Genomic DNA, 20,377 nt, shown 5'->3' on the forward strand with positions numbered 1-20,377 from the left:
CAGGGTGAACCGCGAGACGTAGGATTTCAGGAGCATGAACGTTTCGTTGATGAACGATCGTCCCACCTTTGCTGCACCCAATGCATTTTCGAATCCTGAAGTGTTGTCAGGTGCCTTGTCACCGCAGGTGGCCGTCGCTTTGCTGGCATCGGTTGGCGATATCGCGTTGGTGATCGATCGCGGCGGGGTGATCCGCGACGTCGCTATCTCGAACAACGACCTCATGACGCAAGGCTTTGCGACTTGGGTAGGTCGGCGCTGGGACGAGATCGTCAACGCCGAGAGCAAGCCTAAGATCACCGATCTGCTTGCCGAGTGCGGCGGGACTGCTCCGGCGCGCTGGCGTCAGGTCAATCATCCAACCGCGAGCGGGGACGTTCCGATCCGCTATCTGGTGATGAAGGTCGGCCAGGATGGCAGCGCGATCGCGATCGGACGTGATATGCGCGCGGCGGCGGCGATGCAGCAGCGCTTGCTCCAGACGCAACAATCGCTCGAACGCGACTATATCAAGCTCCGTCAGGTCGAAGCGCGGTACCGCATGCTGTTCGATCTCGGGACCGAGCCGGTGCTGATCGTCGACGCCGCAACGCGCCGGATCCGCGAAATCAACCCAGCGGCACTGCGCCTGATGGGAGTCAAAGAGGGCGCGCTTGCCGATCGGCCCGTCGGCGAGATCGTCGATCCGGCCGACCGCGACGGGTTCATCGCGCACCTCGGTGCGGCGAGTGCGAGCGACGACCTTCCGCCAGTCGCGGTGCATCTAGCCGACGGGCATGGCGCGGTCGAGATTTCCGCGCGGCTGTTCCGCCAGGGTCGCGCCGCCTTGCTGCTCGTGCGGCTGCTCGCGGCCGAACCCGAGGTTGCCGCCGACGCGTACCAAGCCACAGTGGGAAACGTGATCGAGCATATGCCCGATGCGTTCGTCCTGGTTGATTCGGCGCTCCACATCCTCGTCGCGAATGCCGCGTTCGTCGAACTGTCGGGCGCACCGTCGATCGATCGCGTCACCGGTGAACCGCTCGCGACATGGCTCGGGCGTCCGGGGATCGATCTTGAGCTGATCCTCGGCCAGTTGCGGGAACATGGCTCGGTCCGCAACGTCGCCACGATCCTGCGCGGGACCAACGGGGGGCAAGAGGAAATCGAAGTTTCGGGCGTTTTGGCGCCACATGGCGACAGCGAATGTTATGGCTTCACGATCCGCAACGTCGGACGCCGCCTGCGCGGGTCACCCTCGGTCGAGCGCGATTTGCCGCGTTCGGTCGAGCAATTGACCGAATTGGTCGGTCGCATGTCGCTGAAGGACATTGTGCGCGAATCGACCGATCTGATCGAGCGGCTCTGTATCGAAGCGGCCTTGGTCTATACATCGGACAACCGCGCGTCGGCGGCCGAGATTCTCGGGGTCAGCCGACAGAGTCTCTATTCGAAATTGCATCGCCACGGCCTCGGCAATCTCGTTTCGGGCGACAATTGAGCGAAATTCACCGCGAAAAGTGTCAATTCGATTTGACGCCTTGGAGTGTCAAGCTTAGCCTTTGAGCATGGCACGCGCGACGAATCCCCCGACGAAACCGGCGCCGATATCGGTTCCGCTTCCGAAGCTGCGCGACGTCGCCGAACTGCTCAAGCCGATCACTTGGTTCCCGCCGATTTGGGCCTTCTTCTGCGGCACTGTTTCCTCTGGGATCCCGGTCGAGACGCGGTGGCCGTTCCTGATCGCGGGCATCTTGCTGGTCGGGCCGCTGGTGTGCGGGACGAGCCAGGCGGTGAACGATTGGTTCGACCGGCATGTCGACGCGATCAATGAGCCGGATCGCCCGATCCCCTCGGGCCGCATCGCCGGACAATGGGGGCTGTGGATCGCGATCATCGGGACCGTTGTGTCGGCGGCGCTCGCCGCGGTGATCGGGATTTGGGTCTTTGCCGCGACGCTCGTCGCCTTGTTCTTCGCCTGGGCTTATAGCGCGCCACCGTTTCGGCTGAAGACCAGTGGCATCTGGGGGCCGATTTCAGTCGCGCTGACGTATGAGGGACTGACCTGGTTTACCGGGGCGAGCGTGATGGCCGGCGCGCTGCCGCCAACGCCCGTCCTCATCATCCTGACACTGTACAGTGCGGGTGCGTTCGGCATCATGACGCTCAACGATTTTAAGGCGGTCGCGGGTGATCGCGCGATGGGCATCCGCTCGCTGCCCGCGACACTCGGCGTCGATCGTGCGGCGCGGATCGCGTGCGTCGTGATGGCGGCGCCGCAAGTCGTCGTGGTCGCGTTGCTTGTGAGCTGGGGCCATATGCTGGTCGGCGGAATCGTCGCCGGAATGTTGCTCGCGCAATTGGCGCTGATGCCGCGGCTCCTGCGCGATCCGCTCAAGCAAACCCCGTGGTACAATGCGACGGGGACGAGCCTGTACGTACTGGGGATGCTGGCGTCGGCCTTCGGACTGGGCGGAGTCCTCGGCCTGTGACCGCGCGTGCGCTCGGCTGGTTCGGCATCGTCCGGCTCGGGCTGGTGCAAAGCGCGATCGGGTCGATCGTGATGCTCGCAACGTCGCTCCTCAACCGCGTGATGGTGGTGGAATATGCGCTGCCCGCAGCGCTGCCTGCTGGGTTGGTCGCATGGCATTATGCTGTGCAACTCTCGCGCCCGGTCTGGGGGCATGGGTCCGATCGCGGACGCAGGCGGACGCCGTGGATCATCGGTGGCATGGCGTTGCTCGCCGGTGGGGCGATGCTCGCAGTACAAGCCGTGGCTTTGCTGTCGGACAGTGCCTGGCTCGGCTATGCGACCGCAATCTTCGCCTTTTCGATGATCGGCGCGGGCGTCGGTGCGGCGGGGACGTCGCTGCTCGCCTTGCTCGCGACGCGCGTTGCGCCCGAACGGCGCGCTGCGGCGGCGTCGATCACCTGGATCATGATGATCGCCGGGATCGTCGTGTCGGCGGGGGTTGCGGGCAAATTGGTCGATCCGTTCAGCTTCGCACGGCTGGTCGCGGTGGTTGGCGGTGTCGCTGGCGTCGCGTTCCTCATCTCAACGCTCGCCATCTGGGGCGTCGAGGGGAAAGCGGTCGTGATCGCCGAACCACGCGAAACGCCCGCCGTGGGCTTCGGTGGGGCGCTGTCCGAGCTGTGGGCGGACATGGATGCGCGGCGCTTCACGATCTTCGTGTTCCTGTCGATGCTCGCGTATTCGATGCAGGATTTGATCCTCGAACCCTTCACCGGATTGCGCTTCGGCATGACGCCGGGGCAATCGACCCAGATTTCGAGCGTCCAGCATGGCGGCGTGTTGCTCGGCATGATCCTGGTCGGGATCGGCGGCAGCGCCTTTTCAAAACGCGGCACGGCGGCGGGCCGGGCCAGCGGATTGCAACGCTGGATCGTCGGTGGGTGTGTCGGTTCGGCGCTGGCGCTCACCGGCCTCGCCATGGCGGCGCGGTTCGGGCCGGGCTGGCCGATCATCGGCAATATTTTCATGCTCGGCTTTGCCAATGGCGTGTTCGCGGTTGCCGCGATCGGGACGATGATGGCGCTGGCGGGCGCTGGCGGACCCAATCGTGAAGGGATTCGCATGGGCGTGTGGGGTGCGGCGCAAGCGATCGCGTTCGGGACGGGCGGGCTGACCGGGGCGGTCGCGGTCGATGCCGGGCGCGCGCTGACGGGCAATTTGCCCGAAACTTTCATGCTGGTGTTCGGGGCGGAGGCTTTGCTGTTCCTCGTCGCCGCGGCTTTGTGTCTTCGTGCCGCGCCATCGCGCGCAACGCTGGTCGGTCGGGAGGTAACGATATGAAACAGCCGCAGTTCGATTGTGTCGTCATCGGCGGAGGCCCGTCGGGCGCAACCGCCGCCACCGATTTGGCGCGCGGCGGGCATCACGTCCTGCTGCTCGACCGGGCCGGCCGCATCAAACCGTGTGGCGGGGCGATCCCGCCGCGCGCGATCGAGGATTTCGCGATCCCCGACCATTTGCTTGTCGGCAAGGCGACGCTCGCGCGGATGATCGCACCCTCAGCCAAGACCGTTGACATGCCGGTCAGCGCCGATGGCAAGGGTGGATATGTCGGGCTGGTCGATCGCGAGCATTTCGACGAATGGCTCCGCGCCCGCGCCGCGCTCGCCGGGGCCGAACGGCGCACCGGGATTTTCGAACGGATCGACCGTGATGCCGATGGCACGGCGATGGTCGTATACCGCGAAGGGCGGGGCGGTCCCGAGCAGCGCATTTCCGCGCGCAGCGTGATCGGTGCCGATGGCGCGCGATCGGGCGTGGCGCGGGCCGAGCTCAAAGGTGCCGACAAGGTGCCGTGCGTCTTCGCCTATCACGAGATCGTCGCTTCGCCGCCCGAAGGCAGCAGCGCCGATTTCGACCGGGCGCGCTGCGACGTCTTCTACCAGGGCAAGCATTCGCCCGATTTTTACGCCTGGGTCTTCCCGCACGGCGACCAGGCGAGCATCGGCGTCGGCAGCGCGAACAAGGGCTTCGACTTGCGCGAGGCGGTCGCTGCGGTGCGTGCGCAGACCGGGCTCGATGCCTGCGACACCATCCGCCGTGAAGGCGCGCCGATCCCGTTGAAGCCGCTTAAGCGTTGGGACAATGGCCGTGACGTGGTGGTCGCGGGCGATGCGGCTGGTGTGGTCGCGCCCGCATCGGGCGAGGGCATCTATTATGCGATGGTTGGCGGGCGACTGGCTGCGGACGCGGTCACGCACTTTCTCGCCACCGGAAAGGCATCGGCGCTGAAGCGCGCGCGCAAACGCTTCATGCGCGACCATGGCCGCGTGTTCTGGATCCTCGGGATCATGCAATATTTCTGGTATTCAAGCGACAAGCGCCGCGAGCGCTTCGTCAAGATCTGCGAAGATCCCGATGTCCAGCGCCTGACCTGGGATGCGTATATGAACAAGCGCCTCGTCCGATCGAAGCCGGTTGCGCATCTGCGGATCTTCCTCAAGGATATGCGGCACCTGCTCGGGCTGGCCGAGGCGTGAAGGTGAAGGCACCGGTTCCGCATCGTTCCTGGGGGTTGCCGGTCCTAATTGGCGGATTCGCCGCGATTGCGGTCGCGGGAATGGGCACGACGATCACCGAAATGGGGCCATGGTATCATAGCCTGGTGCAACCGCGCTGGGCGCCGCCCGAAACGGCCTACAGCATCGCGTGGACGCTCATCTATCTTTTCACCGGCCTGGCGGCGATCACGGGGTGGCGTGCCATGCCCGATCGGCAAAGCGCCGACTGGATCGTCGGGCTGTTCGCGCTCACCGGCTTTCTCAACATCGTGTGGAGCCTGTTGCTGTTCCACGCGCATCGGCCCGATTGGGCAATGGTCGAGATCGTCCCCTTGTGGGTGGCGATCGTGGTGTGGATCTACATCGTATGGCCACGCTCGACCGCGGCGGGGCTGATGTTGCTGCCCTATCTCGCCTGTGTGACCTTTGCCGGATATCACACCATGACGATCGTAAAGCTCAACGGGCCGTTCGGCTGAACGGGGTTATGGTCTGGCTGTTTGGACAGGGGCATGCCGTCGATCTGATCCTGGGCGTCATGCTGCTCGAATGGCTGCTGCTGACGCGCGGACGCGGGTGGCGGAAGGGAGATGCCGCGCTGCGCTTGCTGCCGGGTGCACTGATGGTGCTGGCACTCCGTGCGGCTCTTACAGGGGCCGGATGGTGGTGGATCGCGCTGGCGCTCGCTGCGTCGTTCCCGGTACATTTGGCCGATATCGCGCGACGGCCGCGGCGATCGATATAAGAAAAGGCCCGGCATCGCTGCCGGGCCCCTTCGCTATACGCCGGACGGTGGCGCTTACGAATTCGACTTTAGATAGGCGATTACATCGGCCCGCTTCTGCGGATCGGTCGGCCAGCCGGCAAAGGACATCTTGGTCCCCGGAACGATCCGCTGCGGGCCTTCAAGATACTGGAACAGCTTTTCTTCGGTCCAAGTGATGCCGCTATTCTTGTTGGCAGCGGAATAGGTGTAGCCCGGGATAATACCGGCCTTGCGACCGACGACGCCGTGCAGCGACGGCCCGATCTTGTTCACGCCCGCTTCGATGGCATGGCACGTCTTACAGGTGATGAAATCGGCTTCGCCTTTCTTGGCGTCGCCGGTGTACGATGCGAACTTCACGCCCGCGAGCGTATCGGTATTGTCGGCAGCAACTGCAGCGACGGCTGGAGCCGCAGCGGGAGCCGCGGCTGGCGCGGTTGCCGTCGTCGTGCTGGTGGTGCTGCTCGTCTCTTCATTGTCCGCCTTCTTCGCGCACGCCGCGAGGGCGAGGGCCGCGCATGCGACGCCAAAGCTTACCCGACCGAAACGCGTCATCGATACTACATCCATCATCCTGCTCCTCTTGGGTCTTTGACTCACTCCCGAACGCACATTTCGCATTTTCGTGCCCTCACTGTCCACAACAATTGACACTGCCAAGTCGCGTTCACAACCATTCACCGCATCGCGCCATGGGCAAGGCAGTATCGCCTGCGCTATACACATCGCATGATTCGGGTTGGACTGATCGGGTACGGGGTCGCGGGTGCGTCGTTCCATGCCCCCCTGATCGGCGCGGTGCCGGGGTTGCGGCTGACCAGCATCGCGACCTCGCGCGGCGCGGCAGTGGCGCGCGACTGGCCGGAGGCGACGGTTGTCGCGGACGCGGCAATGCTGCTGTCCGATCCCGCGATCGATCTGGTGGTGATCGCGACTCCCGACTCTAGCCACGCGCCGTTGGCGCAGGCAGCGCTCACCGCGGACAAGCACGTCGTGATCGACAAGCCGTTCGTGACCGATCCGGCCGACGGTGCGGCGTTGATCGCGCTGGCGGAGGCGCGCGGGCGGATGCTGTCGGTGTTTCACAACCGGCGCTGGGACGCCGATTTCCTGACGGTGCAGCGCATTTTGGCGGATGGCGTGCTCGGCGACATTGCGCTCGCGGAACTGCGCTGGGATCGCTTTCGCCCCGCGATCAAGCCTGGTTGGCGGGAACAGCAAGGGGCGGGGTTGCTTAACGATCTCGGGCCGCATTTGCTCGATCAGGCGCTCCAGTTATTCGGTCGGCCTGATGCCGTGGCGGCCGATCTCGCGACGCAACGCGCTGCGGCAACGACCGAAGATTATTTTGAGATCACGCTGTCTTTCGGGGAGCGGCGCGTGATCGTCTCGGCGGCCACGTTACTTGCGCAGCCGCGCGCGCGCTTTGCGCTGCACGGGACGGGCGGCAGCTTTGTGAAGTACGGGATTGATCCGCAGGAGGCGGTGTTGCGCGGCGGATACCCGCCGACGACGCCGGGCTTCGGGGAGGATGCCCCCGAGGCCTATGGCACGCTGACCGATGCCGCTGGCACCGCGCTCCGCATCGTCAGCGCGCGGGGAGATTGGCGGCGCTTTTATTCCGGGGTGGTCGCTGCCATCGCCGAGGGCGCTTCGCCTCCGGTGCCTGCGCGCGACGCGCTGGAGGTCATGGAACTGATCGCCGTGGCGCGCCGCAGCGCGGACGAGCGGCGGCGGCTACCGCAACCGTAAACCGCCTATCCCCGCTGCAGCGACGCATGCTCGATTTGCGGCAACACATGCCGCGCGAACAGATCGGCCTCGGCGGCATGCGGATAGCCCGACAGGATGAACGCCTCAATCCCCATCGCGCGATACGCATTGAGCTTGGCCAGCACCTGGTCGGGATCACCGACGATCGCCGCGCCGCAGCCTGATCGCGCACGCCCGACGCCGGTCCACAAATTAGCCTCGGCATAGCCATCGTCGGCGGCATTCTCGCGCAGGGCTGCTTGCGCGGCGACTCCGGCGGAGTGCGAATCGAGTGATTTCGCGCGGATCGCGGCACCTTCCGCCGCATCGAGCTTCGAGAGCAAGCGGTCGGCGGCGGTGCGCGCTTCCGCCTCGGTATCGCGGACAATGACGTGCGCGCGATAGCCGAATTTCAACGTGCGGCCATAAGCGGCGGCGCGCGCGGTCATGTCGGCGATGATCGCGGCGACGACCTCTTGGCGGTCGGGCCACATCAGGAACACGTCGCAGCCCTTGGCGGCGGCGTCGCGCGCATCGGGGGAAAGGCCGCCGAAATAGAGCAAGGGGGCCTTGCCCGACACGGTGCCGATCCGCGGCGGATCGATCTTCAGCTTCCAGAATTCGCCGTCATGATCGAGGCTCTCGCCGTTGAGCAAGGTCTTGAGGATGTGCATCGCCTCGACCGTGCGGGCGTAGCGCGGGGCGCTCCCGAGCGTTTCGCCCGGCATGTCCGACGAAATGATGTTGACGGTCAGCCGCCCGCCAAGCAGCCGGTCAATCGTCGCGATCTGGCGCGCGAGCTGCGGCGGCCACGTCTCGCCGATCCGCACCGCCATCAGCAGCGCCATGCGCTTGAGCATTGGCGCGATCGCCGCGGCAAAGGCGGTCGTGTCGATGCCGAGTTGATAGCCCGATGGCAGCAGGATATTGTCGAAGCCGCCGCTTTCGGCCTGCAACACGATGTCGCGACAATGCTCCCAGCTCGACTTGAGCTTGGCGTCGGGCACGCCCAGAAACTCATAATCGTCGTCGCACAGTGCCGAGAACCAGCTGATTTCGCACGGCGGCAGGGTGAGCGGAAGCGCGGTCACGGCAAGCGCTCCCCGCGCGACGCGACCAGCACGTCATACCAGGTCTGGCGGGTGAAGCGGACCTTATAGACCTCGGCGATCTCTCCGATCCGCGCGACATTTTGCGTGCCAACGATCGGGATCGCGCGCGCCGGATGCGCCATAATCCAGGCATAGGCTGCGGTCGCGCGGGAAACGCCCGCGGCCTGCGCCACGACATCGAGCGCGGCGGCAACCGCCTTCGAGCGCTCGTCCTCGGGCGCGCCGATGCGCCCGCCGCCAAGTGGTGACCAGGCGAGCACCGCGACATCGCGCTCCATCGTCAGATCGAGCAGACCGTCGGTGATCGGATCGAGCGCGAGTGCTGAGAATTCGGGCTGTACGCTGGCCAGCGGGATCGTCAGCAGCGCGGCGATCGCTTGCGTCTGCGCCACCGTATAGTTCGACACGCCGACCGCGCGGACCTTGCCCGATGTCACCATCTCCTCGAGCGTGCGCGCGACGTCCTGCGGGTGGGCGAGGATGTCGGGGCGGTGGATCTGGTAGAGATCGACCTGCTCGACCTGGAGCCGCGTGAGCGAGGCATCGAGCGCCGCCATCAGATAATCGCGTCCTGAATCATACGGCACGGGCGGGGTAATCCCGCCCTTGGTCGCCAGCACCATCCGCGACCGCAGCTCGGGTGTCTCGGCGAGGATCCGGCCGAGCGAGGCTTCGGCATCCCCGAACCCGCCCGAACCGTCGAACCCGTAAATGTCGGCGGTGTCGAACAGCGTGACCCCGGCGGCAAACGCCGCCTCGATCAGCGCGCGGCCCTCGGCGTGCGAGGCGTGGCCGAATCGCCACATCCCCCAGGCAATCGGGCTGACCATGATTCCGCTCTTGCCGAGGGCGCGCATTTCGGGTGTAAGCATGATTTCAGACATCGCTGTCATATAGAGAAGAAGATTGTGGGAGAGCAAGTGCGATACGGCCTGGTTGGCACCGGAATGATGGGTGTCGAGCATTTGAACAATCTGGCGATCACGCTGGGTGCGGTCGTGACGGCGCTGGCTGATCCAGCGGAGGGCTCGCTCGGTTGGGCGAAGACCGCGCTGGGGGATCGTGCCGAACAGGCGACCGCGTTTGACTCAGTCGGGGCGCTGGCCAAGAGCGGCCTGTGCGATGCCATCATCGTCGCCAGCCCCAATTTCACGCACCGCGCGGTGCTCGAGCCCTTGTTCGATGCCGGGCTCCACATCCTGTGTGAGAAGCCGCTGGCGACCACGATCGAAGATTGCCGTTGGATCGTCGATCGCGCCGCGCAGAGCGAAAAGGTGTTCTGGACCGCGATGGAATATCGCTTCATGCCGCCGGCGGCCGAATTCATCGCCGACATTCACGCTGGCAAGATCGGCAAATTGCAGATGCTCTCGATCCGCGAGCATCGCTTCCCGTTCCTCGTCAAGGTCGCCGACTGGAACCGCTTCAGCCGCAACACCGGCGGCACGATGGTCGAAAAATGCTGCCATTTCTTCGATCTGATGCGGCTTATCGTCGGGGCCGAGGCGGTGCGCGTCTATTGCTCGGGCGCGATGGACGTGAACCATCTCGACGAAGCCTATGGCGGCGAGACGCCCGACATCATCGACAACAGCTATACGACGGTCGATTTTGCCAATGGCGTGCGCGCGATGCTCGATCTGTCGATGTTCGCCGACGGCGCGGAAAATCAGGAAGAGATCACTGCGGTCGGCAGCGACGCCCGGCTCGACGTGCTGATCCCCGAGGGTGCGATCATGCATTCGCCGCGTGTCGGCTTCCGCAACCCGAAGAACGCGACGCGCCGCCTCGTCCATACCGACGAAACCGCGCTCAACGCCGGTAGCCATCACGGCTCGACCTTCTACCAACACCAGCGCTTCAACGCTGCCGTCCGCGGCGTAGGGCCGGTTGAGGTCACCGCGCATGACGGGATGATGGCGGTCGCAATCGGCACCGCCGCCGAGATCAGCGCGCGTGAACACCGCGTGGTTGAGATGACGGAATTGGGTTTTTGACACCAAGCAGGGCTTTACCGCCGACAAGCCTGATTGCGCTGTCAGCGGCTGGACTACGATAATATCCATCAATTAGATGGGATTTTTATTTTGAGGAGGGGACTATGACCAAGACCGTATTTTTGTCGGGCGCCGCGACGCTCGCATTGCTGACCGCGACACCCGTTTTCGCGCAGACCGCTACACCTGTAGCGGTGCCGGCCGCGGAGGCCGCCGTGGTCGATGGCGCGAACCCCGGCGACATTATCGTTACGGCGCAAAAGCGCTCGGAGCGGCTGCAAAATGTCCCGCTTGCCGTCACTGTGGTTTCGGGCGATGCGATCTCGTCGCAGGGCCGCACCAGCCTGGAGGGCGCGCAATATCTCGTCCCCTCGCTCAACTTCGTAAAGGCGGGCACCGCGCTCAACCAGGCGCTGTTCCTGCGCGGGATCGGTACGACCTCCTTCTCGATCGCGGTCGAGCCGACCGTATCGACCGTGCTTGACGGCGTCGTGCTGAGCCGCGCGGCGGAAGCGTTCACCGACCTCGTCGATATCGACCGGCTCGAAGTCCTGCGCGGGCCGCAAGGTACGTTGTTCGGCAAGAATGCCAGCGCCGGTGTCATCAACATTGTGTCGAAGCGGCCCGGCCGCAGCATCGGCGGCTATGTCGAGGGTAGCGTCTATTTCTCGAACGGGATGGAATATCGCGGTCGCGGCGCGATCGATCTGCCGTTGTCGGATGCGATCCGGACGCGCACCACCGCATTCTACGACAAATATGACGGCAACATCTTCAACGTCGCGCCCAACGTGAATCGCCGCGTCAACGGCTATGAGCATTATGGCGTGCGCTCGATCGTCGAGGCGGATGCCAGCGCCTTCGTCAAGCTGACGCTGATCGGTGATTATCATCACAATAATGACGATTGCTGCGCCGAAGTGATTGGCGGGCCGCCGCTCACGTCGACGGGCGCGGTCAATGCGACCAACCTCGCGCTGATCCAGACGGTGCTGCCGACGCTGGCGGGCAATGAAAGCCGCCGGATCAACCAGAACCTCGTCACCCGCACGATCGAGACCGGCTACGGCTTCTCGGGCCAGGCCGATATCACCGTCGGTACGCAGACCGTGACCTCGATCACCGCCTATCGCAACTTCGCCAATAATGAGATTCGCGACGGCGATTTCTATCCGCAGGCCTATATCGGGGTCGCGCAATCGCACGATACCGGCCCGCAAACCGGCGATACGTTCAGCCAGGAATTGCGGCTGACCTCGCCGGGCAAGGAGCTGATCGACTATGTGATCGGCGGCTATTATTCGCGTGCCTCCTCGCGCCGCATCTTTCAGCGCGACAATGTTAGCTGCACGGCGGCGACTCCCCCAGCGCCAGCGGGCGTGCTGACGCCGTGCACCAGCGCGCTTGCCGCACCTTCGGTCACCGCCTCCGGCCGGGCTGATTACGGATCGGTGTTCAAGAACCTTGCTCTGTTCGCGCAAGGGACGCTAAACTTAGCGAGCAATTTCCGTTTCATCGGCGGCGCGCGCTTCACGCATGATCAACTCGACGGCTTTGAGTCGCGCACGACCAGCACCACCAGCGCAGGCACTCTCGCGTCGCAGCCCGCCTTCGACCAGGGCGTGTTCAATTCCGTGACGGCGGCGTTGCCCAACGGCACGCCCACGGCGGCCAACGGCATTCCCTTCACCGAAAAGACGACCAGCGACAATTTCTCGGGCAAGGCGGGTGTGCAATATGACATCACGCGCGGATCGACCGCTTATGCGAGCTACACGCGCGGCTATAAGGGGCCGGCCTTCAACCTGTTCTTCAACCTGCAGCCGACTGGGGCCAAGGCGCTCGAACCCGAAACCTCCAATTCCTACGAAATCGGGCTGAAGAACACGCTGCTCGGCGGGAAGCTGACGCTCAACCTCGCGGCTTATTATGCGAAGTACAATAATTTTCAGGCGAACAACCCCGATACCCTGGTCATCAGCGGGGTGACCACCGTGATTGCACGCTTCACCAATGCCGGCACGGTTTCAACCCGCGGCGGCGAGCTCGACTTTACCTTCCGTCCGGTGCGCGACCTCAACATTTCGGGCGGTGCCGCTTACTCCGACGCGCATGTCGATGCGTTCAACCCGCCGCCAGTGCGCACAGCGAACGACATCGTCGCCTCGGGCACGCCGCTCGCCTTCGCGCCGAAGTGGAAGGGCGATCTTGCAGTCGATTACCGCCTCCGCACCAATGCACCGGTCGATTTTGCGCTGGGTGCACAAGGGTCGTATCAGTCGAGCCAGCTGTCGATCTTCTCGCCCGATCCGGTGGTGCGCGCGGCAGGGACGATCGCAGGATACGGCCTCGTCAATCTGTCGGCGTCGATCCTCGACAAGGCCGATCATTACAAGCTGACCTTCACGGTGCGTAATCTGTTCGACCAGAGCTTCGCCGCGACGATCGCCAATGGCGGACCGGGTGGCGCGTATCGCTACCAGATCCCGCGTGATGCCGATCGCTACTTCGGGGTCACCGGTCGCGTGAATTTCTGATCTCGGACCAAAGCTCTCTCCCGCCTCAGCGGGAGACGAGTTTTTTGCCCTTTGCCCCATCCGGGGGATGGGGCTGCAAAAAACCTGGTAAGGGTCTTCTTCTTCATCGGTGCCCGAGAGAAGAAGGCCCTCACCGACTGCGACTAGGCCGCTGCGCGACCAAGTCTCCGTAGCCTCTTCCGCGAAAGCGGGAGAGGGCTTCAATTCCGTCAGTGCGCCGCGACGAAACCGTCGCCGCGCTCGCTTTCGTCGATCGGCACGATGCGCGGGATCAGCAGATGGATCGCGAGCAGCGCGGTCAGATACGACCCCGCGCAAATCGCCAGCGCCGGCGCATAACCCCAGCCGTGCGCCAGCGCATAGGCCTGAAACTGGATCATCCCGACCGAGCCGAGATTGCCGCAAAACGCTGCAATCCCGATCCGGCTCCCGACCGATCGCGCCGGCGTAATGTCGGTGGTTACGCCGAAGACGTTGGTCGAAAACCCCTGATGCGCGAACAAGACGAGACCAAGCAGCAACGCCGCCGACCACGGGCTCGACACGCTCTGGACGAACACCACCGGCAGCACGAGCAAGGCATAGCCGAGCATCGTGGTTTTCCGCGCGCGATCCACGCTCCAGCCCGCCGCCATCAGCCGTGAGGGCACGAAGCCGCCAGTCAGCGCGCCGCACGCCGCCATGACATAGACCAAAGCGACCGGCAGCCCGAGCGTGCCCTGCGGCATCCCGAACAGCCGGTGGAACAGATCGGGCAGCCATAGCAGCATGAAGAACCACACTTGATCCGACAGCACCTTCGCGATCGCGATGGCCGCGGTCTCGCGGCTGCGCAGCACGCTCAGCCACGGCACGGGTGCCGGGGCGACGGCGTCGAGCGCGACCGGCTTGATCCTGAGCGCGAACCACACCACCACCCAGATGAGCCCCAGGCCGCCCGCGACCAGAAACGCCGCTTGCCACCCGAACGCCACCGCGAGCGCCGGGATGAACAAGGGCGTCACGATCGCGCCGATATTGGGCGCGGTATTGCCGATGCCGAGCGCGATCTGCCGGTCCTTATGGTTGAAATAGGTCGCGGCCGATTTGACCGCGGCGGGGGTGCCGACCGATTCGGCCATGCCGAGCACGATCCGCGCGGCGAAAAAGGCCGGGACCGATGTCGCGAAGGCGTGCGCCATCCCGGCAAGACTCCAGATCAGCACGCCGAGCGCGAACCCCAGCCGCAAGCCGACCCGATCAAGGAACCAGCCGGTGCCGAGAAAGGCGAACGCCGTCGCGATCTGAAACGCGGTGCCCATGTTCGCATAATCCTGATCGGACCATTGGAACTGCGCCTCCAGCGTCGGTTTGAGCAAAGCGAGGATTTGCCGGTCGACATAATTGAGCATGATCGCGACGAACACCATCGCCACGATGATCCAGCGCGCCGCCCCACCCCTGATCCCAAATGCCATCCGAATCCGCTCCCGTCTTTTTCTTGAGACAACGTTGTCAGATCGAGGGCGCTTGCGCTAGACCCCACGCTCCGTCACCCCGGCCTTGTGCCGGGGTCCACCGCGCCGCAAATCCTTGCAGGCCCGGTGTGCGGCACGGTGGATGCCGGAACAAGTCCGACATGACGAGTGGGATCGAATGGCAACCAAATACCCGAAACGCCCGCTGCCGATGGCCGCCGATCTCTACGGCGATCTCTACAGCGACATCGAAACCGCGCCGAAGCGCGACTGGCGTGGCTATGTCCCCGGTCTCGTGGTGGTCGCGATGGGGACGCTCGCGGCGGGGTTCCTGTCGGATCATTATGGCGTGCCGCTGACGCTGATGGCGCTGCTGATCGGCCTCGCGCTCAATTTCCTGAGCGCCGATGCGCGGCTGACCCCCGGCCTCGCTTTTGCGTCGCGCTCGCTGTTGCGCTGGGGGATCGTGCTGGTCGGGGTGCGCATCACCGCCGGGCAAATCATCGCGCTCGGCCCGGTCGCTTTGCTGTGCGTCGTGGCGATCGTTGCGGCAACGATGGGAGCCGGGGTGCTCGCCGCGCGTCGGCTCGGGCAAGATAGCGCTTTCGGCGTGCTGGCGGGCGGCGCGGTCGCGATCTGCGGCGCGTCGGCGGCGATGGCGCTTGCCACGACGCTCGGTGAAAAACGCACCAGCCAAGCGCAGCTCACGCTGGTACTGGTCGGCATTTCGGCGATGAGCGCGAGCGCGATGATGCTCTACCCGCTGGTCGCGCACGCGTTCCACATGAGCGATCTCAAGGCGGGGTTCTTACTCGGCGCGGCGATTCATGATGTCGCGCAGGCGCTGGGCGCGGGCTATTCCTATTCGGACGGCGCGGGCGGCATCGCCGCAATCGTCAAGCTGACGCGTGTGGCGTTGCTGGCACCGGTGCTGGCGGTGGTGGCGATGTGCTTGCCCAAGGGAGAGGGCGCGGCAAAGGGGCCTGGGGTGCCGTGGTTCGTGATCGGCTTCTTCGTGCTGGCTGGGATCAACTCGTTCGGCGTGATCCCTCCGATCGTCGCGACGGGGGCCGAAAAAGCCGCGGCGGCGATGCTGGCAGCGGCGGTCACCGCGACCGCGATCCGCTCGCCGCTGTCGCAATTGCTCGAGGCCGGGCCGAAGCCGCTGATCATCATCGGGGTGGCGACTTTGGTGGCGTTCGGGCTGGCGCTGGCGGCGGCGTTGTTTCTGATCGGTTGAAAAGAAGAAGGTTGGTTCGCGCGGAGGCGCGGAGGACGCGGAGAAGAAGAAAGAGGGCGTTAGCCCTCAGCGATGCACGTTCGCCATAGAGGCTCGGTCCGGCATGTCTCCCGACACATCCGCAAGGAAATCTCCGCGTCCTCCGCGCCTCTGCGCGAACCAACCTTCTTCAAACCCGTCCCGTAGATTCGCGCACCACCAATTCGAACGCCACCTCACGCCGTTCGACCGGCGCATCGGCCGGGCCGAGGAGCAGATCGGCCGCCTGATACGCCATCACGCGCGTCGGCTGGCGGATCGTGGTGAGTGGCGGCCAGACAAACCCGGCGAGCGCGGTATCGTCGAACCCGGCGACCGACAACTGCCCCGGCACGCTGAGACCGCGGCGATGCGCTACGGTCAACGCGCCCGCCGCCATATCGTCGCTCGACGCGAAGATCGCGGTCGGCGGCGGGTCGAGCGCGAGCAAGTCTTCCGCCGCCGCCGCGCCCGAGGCGAAATCGTAGCTGCCCTCGCGCACCAACACCGGATCGAGCGGAATCCCCGCCTTGCCGAGCGCTTTCGCATACCCCTGCATCCGCTGACCGCTCGTCGCATAGCTCGGATGCCCGGCGATGAAGCCGATCCGGCGATGCCCGAGCCCGAGCAGATGCGCGGTCATCGCCGCCGCCGCGGCTTCATTATCGATGAAGGTCGATGGCGCGAGTTCGGCGGCGCTGCCCGGCGACACACGCACGAAGCGCACGCCCCGTTTGGCCAGCAAATCGAGCACCGCCGGATAATCCGACACGGGCGGGGTCAGGATCAACCCGTCGACATGCGTAGCCTCAACCAAATTTTCGATATCGTCGAGCAAGGTCGGGGAGTTGCGGTCATAGGGCTGTGCGATCATCCGCACCCCGTCGAGCGCGCAGCGGTCGCGAATGCCCGATTGCATTTCGTACACGTAATAGGGGCTGGGATTGTCGCAAATCAGCGCGATCTGGAAACTGCGCTTTCCGGCCAGCGAGCGTGCCGCCATGCTCGGGCGGAAATTGAGCGCTGCCACCGCCGCCTCGACCCGGGCGCGCGTTTCGGTGCCGACATAGCGTTCCTTGTTGAGCACGCGCGACACAGTCTTGATCGAGACGCCTGAGGCGCGCGACACGTCCTTAATCGTTACGCGCAAACCAAAGCTCCCCGATGACCCCGCCGCCACCTGTGCCGCAGCGAGGCCGTCCGGGCAACCGTCAGACCATCACATTGCGCCCGCGCTGGATTGTCGTGCTGTGTCCGATGTTGGCGGCGGGGGTGCTGGTCTTGATCGTATCGACCATGATCCAGTCATTCGTCGCGCGGTCGGGCGTCAGCGTCATCGCCATATAGCCGCGCCGTGACGTGTCGCACCATTTGAGTTCAGGATTGCCGCGCACCAGCGTCGCGGCGATGACCTTCGGATCGGTCGCGGTGGCCGCTTCATAGCCGGGCGAGCTGACCGAATGGCCGGCGAGCTCGACACCGGCGGGCTTTCCATCCTGCGCCAGATCATAGGCCCAGGCATTGTGACTGTCGCCCGACAGCACGATCAGGTTCGCGCCGAGCCGCTGTGCGCCGCGCAGGAAGCGCGCCCGCGCCGCCGGATAGCCGCCCCAACTGTCGTAATTGAACGGCAAACCGAGCTTTGCCGCGCCGACCCCGGCCAGAATGTAATTCTTCGCGCGGGCCGATGCGTCGGGCGCGAGCCAGGCCGTCGCATCCTGCGGCATCACGGTTTGCCCCATGATCGTGCCGAAGCCGACCACTTGCCAGCGCTGCCCTGCACGCGTCGATTGCGCCATCGCATGGGCAAGCCAGCTTTCCTGCTGCGACCCCATCATCGTGACGCCCGGGTCCATCCACGCGCCATCACGGAACGCCTTCAACGCGGCGGCGGGATCGGCCGCCTTGAACAAGGGCGCGACATCGGGCTGCTTGGTGCGCGCCAGCAGCCGCGTTTCGGTGCGGAACAGCGTCGCGAGCGTGCCGATCTCATAGGCCTTCCACGGCTCGTCGCTGACCGGCATCCATTCGCGATACGCCTGAATCGATGCGGCGCGGCGGGCGTTCCAATCGCCTTCGTCGGCCTGGTGGTTCTCGGCGCCGCCTTCCCAACTGTCGTTCGCGGATTCGTGATCGTCCCATTGCACGATCATCGGCACCTTCTGGTGAAGCCGCTGCAGGTCGGGATCGCTGCGATAGCTGGCATAGCGGATGCGGTAATCGGCCAGATGCAGCAATTCGTTGGCGGGCAGGGGGACACGGCCAGCGACCTGATCCCGGGCGGCGGGATAATCGCCGGTCTTATATTCGTAGAAATAGTCGCCGAGATGGATCGCGAGGTCGACATCGTCGCGCGCGGCGGCGTGCGCATAGGCGTTGAAGAAGCCATAGGGCATGTTCGAGCAGGAGAAGGTCGCGGTGCGGAAGCGGTCGACCGGACCTTGCGGCAGCGTCTTGGTCGTACCGACCGGCGAGAAACTGCCATCGGGCGCGACGAAGCGGAAATGGTAGCGCGTGTTGGGCGTGAGCCCATCGACCGTGATCTTGGTGGTGAAATCGCGCCACGCACCCGTGATTTGCGATCCGCTACTCACCACGCGCGCGAAATCGGGGGTTTCGGACAGTTCGACGCGCAGTTCCGCGCTGTCGCCGCTAGCGGGGACGTAGCGCGTCCATAGCAGCATCGTATCGCTGCCCGGCTCGCCGCTTGCGACCGAATGGGTGAAGCCGCGCACCGTGGTGACATTGGCGTTTTGCGCGAAGCCGGGCACGGCAAAGGCACCTAGCCCGAGCGATCCGGTCAACAGGAAGGAACGGCGGTCGAGGGCTAACATTTCGGGCATCTCCTATGGGGTGGCTATGCTTGCCACTTGTCGATTGCAGAACCGTGACGGATAGGAATAGCGCAGGCGGCCGAAGTGGCAACGCCCGGCAAGCCGTGATGTGGGAGTGCGCGCGTGGGGACCGATAGCGACAGCGCGCGCTCCTTTGCACCCCCATTTTCCTTGGGTCCGGCCGCGACCGCAGCGCTGCTGCTGCTCGTTACACTCGCCGCGCGGCTGCCGACGCTGGGCAATCCGGTGCTGGGTTTCGACGAGCAATTCTATCTGCTGGTCGGCGATCGGATGCTGCATGGCGCGCTGCCCTATGTCGATATGTTCGATCGCAAGCCGATCGGCCTGTTCCTGATTTACGCCGGTGCGCGGCTGCTTGGGGGCGAGGGCTTCGTTCAGTACAAGCTGGTGGCGGGACTGTTCGTGGTGGCGACTGCGTTCGGCATCCATTGGATCGCGCGCCGCCATGTCGGGTGGTTCGGATCGGCGTTCGCGGCGATCCTCTACATTCTGTGGCTCAACTTCATGGAGGGCGAAGGCGGGCAGGCGCCAGTCTTCTACAACGCGCTGATGATCGGGGCGGGGGCGCTGCTGGTGTCCGCGGTGCCGCGCGCCGACGGTCTGATCGCGAAGGGGACGGCGGCGTTGCTGCTGGTCGGGCTTGCGTTGCAGGTCAAATATAGCGTGCTGCTGGAGGGCGTGTATTTCGGCTGCGCGTTCCTGCTGCTGGCGCGACGGCATGGGGTTTCCTGGGGTTGTACCGCGCTGTTCGCCGCCGCCATGATCGCGCTGGCGCTGCTGCCAACGGCGCTTGCCGCGCTTTATTATGCGGCGATCGGGCAGTGGCAGGCCTTCGCCTTTGCCAATTTCGTGTCGGTATTCGGGCAGACCAAAGGGACGTTCGCCCGCGAAATCGTGGGGCTGGCGAGCTTTGTCGGGTTGCTCCTGCCGCTGCTGATCGTCGGGCTGATCGGCCCACGCGCGCCGACCACCGCACCGGGCGCGCTTGAGCGACGCTATTTGCTCGGCTGGCTCCTCACCGCGGTGTTGAGCGTCTTGCTCTACTGGCGTTTCGACGCGCCGCATTATGCTTTGCCGATCCTCGTCCCGGCGTGCGTGTTGCTCGCCACCGCGCTGGCGGCGCGGCGGCGGGTGGCGCTCGGCCTTGCCCTCGTAGCGTTGGTCGCCGGGCAAATCGTGCTCGCGATCAGCGCTTCGGCCAAGGGCGGGGACCGCGAAGCGCGCGCCGTCGCGGCGCTCGCCATGCCGATGCGCGGGTGCATCTTCGTCTATAACGGCTATCCCGCGCTCTACATGCTGACGCACTCCTGCCTGCCGTCGCGCTGGGTCTTTCCGGGCCACCTCAACACCGCCGACGAGAATAATCCGCGCGCACTGGGCGGTGATCCGCAAGCGATCACCCGCGCGATCCTTGCCGCCAACCCGCAAGCGATCATCGATACATATCCGGTGTACGCCTTCGGCAACCCCGCGGTGCACGCCCTTGTGCTGCAGGCGATCCGCCAGCGTTATGACCTGGCGGGGTGCGTCGCCACGCGCGGACGGGTCAGGCTGGTCTATCGTTTGCGGGGAGACACGGGCCCGCGTGGCGCGTGCCCCGCTGCGATCCGCGCAAAGCTCGAATAAGGCC

17 protein-coding genes are annotated in these 20,377 nt (G+C 65.0%); 11 read left to right on the plus strand and 6 right to left on the minus strand.

What is annotated here, in order from left to right; translation table 11 throughout:
- Positions 1–34 precede the first annotated feature (34 nt).
- The 6 genes from ppsR to IEV62_RS07685 all read left to right on the plus strand — a co-directional run bounded on the left by ppsR (position 35) and on the right by IEV62_RS07685 (position 5,758).
- Positions 35–1,480, plus strand: coding sequence for a transcriptional regulator PpsR (ppsR, locus tag IEV62_RS07660; RefSeq protein ID WP_229732913.1), 1,446 nt, complete (start codon positions 35–37; stop codon positions 1,478–1,480).
- Between the two features lie 67 nt (positions 1,481–1,547).
- Entirely contained in the window at positions 1,548–2,471 is a 924-nt protein-coding gene (chlG, locus tag IEV62_RS07665) for a chlorophyll synthase ChlG (RefSeq protein ID WP_188446275.1), read from the plus strand.
- The gene (locus IEV62_RS07670) at positions 2,468–3,793 is read left to right on the plus strand and encodes a BCD family MFS transporter (protein WP_229732915.1); all 1,326 of its coding nucleotides are present in this window, start codon (positions 2,468–2,470) and stop codon (positions 3,791–3,793) included. Before chlG ends, IEV62_RS07670 begins: the two co-directional genes overlap by 4 nt.
- Positions 3,790–4,992 (plus strand): geranylgeranyl diphosphate reductase, encoded by a 1,203-nt coding sequence (locus IEV62_RS07675; protein WP_188446276.1) that lies wholly within the window; start codon positions 3,790–3,792, stop codon positions 4,990–4,992. The genes IEV62_RS07670 and IEV62_RS07675 overlap by 4 nt, the downstream gene beginning before the upstream one ends.
- Positions 4,993–4,994: 2 nt before the next feature.
- Positions 4,995–5,492: a TspO/MBR family protein gene (locus tag IEV62_RS07680; RefSeq protein ID WP_229732917.1), complete on the plus strand. Its 498-nt coding sequence runs from the start codon at positions 4,995–4,997 to the stop codon at positions 5,490–5,492.
- An 8-nt stretch (positions 5,493–5,500) separates the two neighbouring features.
- Positions 5,501–5,758, plus strand: a complete 258-nt coding sequence (locus IEV62_RS07685) for a hypothetical protein (protein WP_188446278.1) — start codon at positions 5,501–5,503, stop codon at positions 5,756–5,758.
- A 54-nt stretch (positions 5,759–5,812) separates the two neighbouring features.
- Here IEV62_RS07685 and IEV62_RS07690 read toward each other — a convergent pair whose 3' ends face one another.
- Complete coding sequence (locus IEV62_RS07690; protein ID WP_373868580.1) at positions 5,813–6,349, minus strand: c-type cytochrome; 537 nt, start codon at positions 6,347–6,349, stop codon at positions 5,813–5,815.
- 159 nt (positions 6,350–6,508) lie between these two features.
- Between IEV62_RS07690 and IEV62_RS07695 the strand changes: the two genes are divergently transcribed.
- Positions 6,509–7,531: an oxidoreductase gene (locus IEV62_RS07695; RefSeq protein ID WP_188446279.1), complete on the plus strand. Its 1,023-nt coding sequence runs from the start codon at positions 6,509–6,511 to the stop codon at positions 7,529–7,531.
- A gap of 5 nt (positions 7,532–7,536) precedes the next feature.
- Here the strand turns inward: IEV62_RS07695 and IEV62_RS07700 are convergent, their stop codons facing one another.
- Positions 7,537–8,622, minus strand: coding sequence for an LLM class flavin-dependent oxidoreductase (locus IEV62_RS07700; RefSeq protein ID WP_229732919.1), 1,086 nt, complete (start codon positions 8,620–8,622; stop codon positions 7,537–7,539).
- Positions 8,619–9,527, minus strand: a complete 909-nt coding sequence (locus IEV62_RS07705; RefSeq protein ID WP_188446280.1) for an aldo/keto reductase — start codon at positions 9,525–9,527, stop codon at positions 8,619–8,621. Before IEV62_RS07705 ends, IEV62_RS07700 begins: the two co-directional genes overlap by 4 nt.
- 36 nt (positions 9,528–9,563) lie before the next feature.
- Here IEV62_RS07705 and IEV62_RS07710 point away from each other — a divergent pair, with 36 nt between their 5' ends.
- Positions 9,564–10,640 (plus strand): Gfo/Idh/MocA family protein, encoded by a 1,077-nt coding sequence (locus IEV62_RS07710; RefSeq protein ID WP_188446281.1) that lies wholly within the window; start codon positions 9,564–9,566, stop codon positions 10,638–10,640.
- Positions 10,641–10,744: 104 nt separating this feature from the next.
- Positions 10,745–13,177 (plus strand): TonB-dependent receptor, encoded by a 2,433-nt coding sequence (locus tag IEV62_RS07715; RefSeq protein WP_188446282.1) that lies wholly within the window; start codon positions 10,745–10,747, stop codon positions 13,175–13,177.
- Between the two features lie 209 nt (positions 13,178–13,386).
- On the opposite strand, the gene IEV62_RS07720 is transcribed toward IEV62_RS07715, so the two are convergent.
- On the minus strand, positions 13,387–14,634 hold the full coding sequence (locus tag IEV62_RS07720; RefSeq protein WP_188446283.1) for an MFS transporter: 1,248 nt from the start codon (positions 14,632–14,634) through the stop codon (positions 13,387–13,389).
- Positions 14,635–14,845: 211 nt separating this feature from the next.
- Between IEV62_RS07720 and IEV62_RS07725 the strand changes: the two genes are divergently transcribed.
- On the plus strand, positions 14,846–15,874 hold the full coding sequence (locus tag IEV62_RS07725; RefSeq protein WP_188446369.1) for a YeiH family protein: 1,029 nt from the start codon (positions 14,846–14,848) through the stop codon (positions 15,872–15,874).
- Between the two features lie 169 nt (positions 15,875–16,043).
- On the opposite strand, the gene IEV62_RS07730 is transcribed toward IEV62_RS07725, so the two are convergent.
- Positions 16,044–17,042: a LacI family DNA-binding transcriptional regulator gene (locus IEV62_RS07730; protein WP_188446284.1), complete on the minus strand. Its 999-nt coding sequence runs from the start codon at positions 17,040–17,042 to the stop codon at positions 16,044–16,046.
- 61 nt (positions 17,043–17,103) lie between these two features.
- A complete protein-coding gene (locus IEV62_RS07735; RefSeq protein ID WP_188446285.1) occupies positions 17,104–18,726 on the minus strand; it encodes an alkaline phosphatase D family protein in 1,623 nt (540 codons plus the stop codon).
- Between the two features lie 123 nt (positions 18,727–18,849).
- Between IEV62_RS07735 and IEV62_RS07740 the strand changes: the two genes are divergently transcribed.
- Positions 18,850–20,373 (plus strand): hypothetical protein, encoded by a 1,524-nt coding sequence (locus IEV62_RS07740; protein WP_188446286.1) that lies wholly within the window; start codon positions 18,850–18,852, stop codon positions 20,371–20,373.
- Positions 20,374–20,377 lie beyond the last annotated feature (4 nt).

This window comes from Sphingomonas psychrolutea (assembly GCF_014636175.1).
Lineage (GTDB): Bacteria > Pseudomonadota > Alphaproteobacteria > Sphingomonadales > Sphingomonadaceae > Sphingomonas > Sphingomonas psychrolutea.

Bases quoted from the DNA above. Each gene is read 5' to 3' on its own strand.
- IEV62_RS07705 (WP_188446280.1), bottom strand. From the start codon at position 9,527: ATGTCTGAAATCATGCTTACACCCGAAATGCGCGCCCTCGGCAAGAGC.
- IEV62_RS07725 (WP_188446369.1), top strand. From the start codon at position 14,846: ATGGCCGCCGATCTCTACGGCGATCTCTACAGCGACATCGAAACCGCG.
- IEV62_RS07685 (WP_188446278.1), top strand. From the start codon at position 5,501: ATGGTCTGGCTGTTTGGACAGGGGCATGCCGTCGATCTGATCCTGGGC.
- IEV62_RS07695 (WP_188446279.1), top strand. From the start codon at position 6,509: ATGATTCGGGTTGGACTGATCGGGTACGGGGTCGCGGGTGCGTCGTTC.
- IEV62_RS07735 (WP_188446285.1), bottom strand. From the start codon at position 18,726: ATGTTAGCCCTCGACCGCCGTTCCTTCCTGTTGACCGGATCGCTCGGG.
- IEV62_RS07715 (WP_188446282.1), top strand. From the start codon at position 10,745: ATGACCAAGACCGTATTTTTGTCGGGCGCCGCGACGCTCGCATTGCTG.
- IEV62_RS07690 (WP_373868580.1), bottom strand. From the start codon at position 6,349: ATGGATGTAGTATCGATGACGCGTTTCGGTCGGGTAAGCTTTGGCGTC.
- IEV62_RS07675 (WP_188446276.1), top strand. From the start codon at position 3,790: ATGAAACAGCCGCAGTTCGATTGTGTCGTCATCGGCGGAGGCCCGTCG.
- IEV62_RS07720 (WP_188446283.1), bottom strand. From the start codon at position 14,634: ATGGCATTTGGGATCAGGGGTGGGGCGGCGCGCTGGATCATCGTGGCG.
- ppsR (WP_229732913.1), top strand. From the start codon at position 35: ATGAACGTTTCGTTGATGAACGATCGTCCCACCTTTGCTGCACCCAAT.
- chlG (WP_188446275.1), top strand. From the start codon at position 1,548: ATGGCACGCGCGACGAATCCCCCGACGAAACCGGCGCCGATATCGGTT.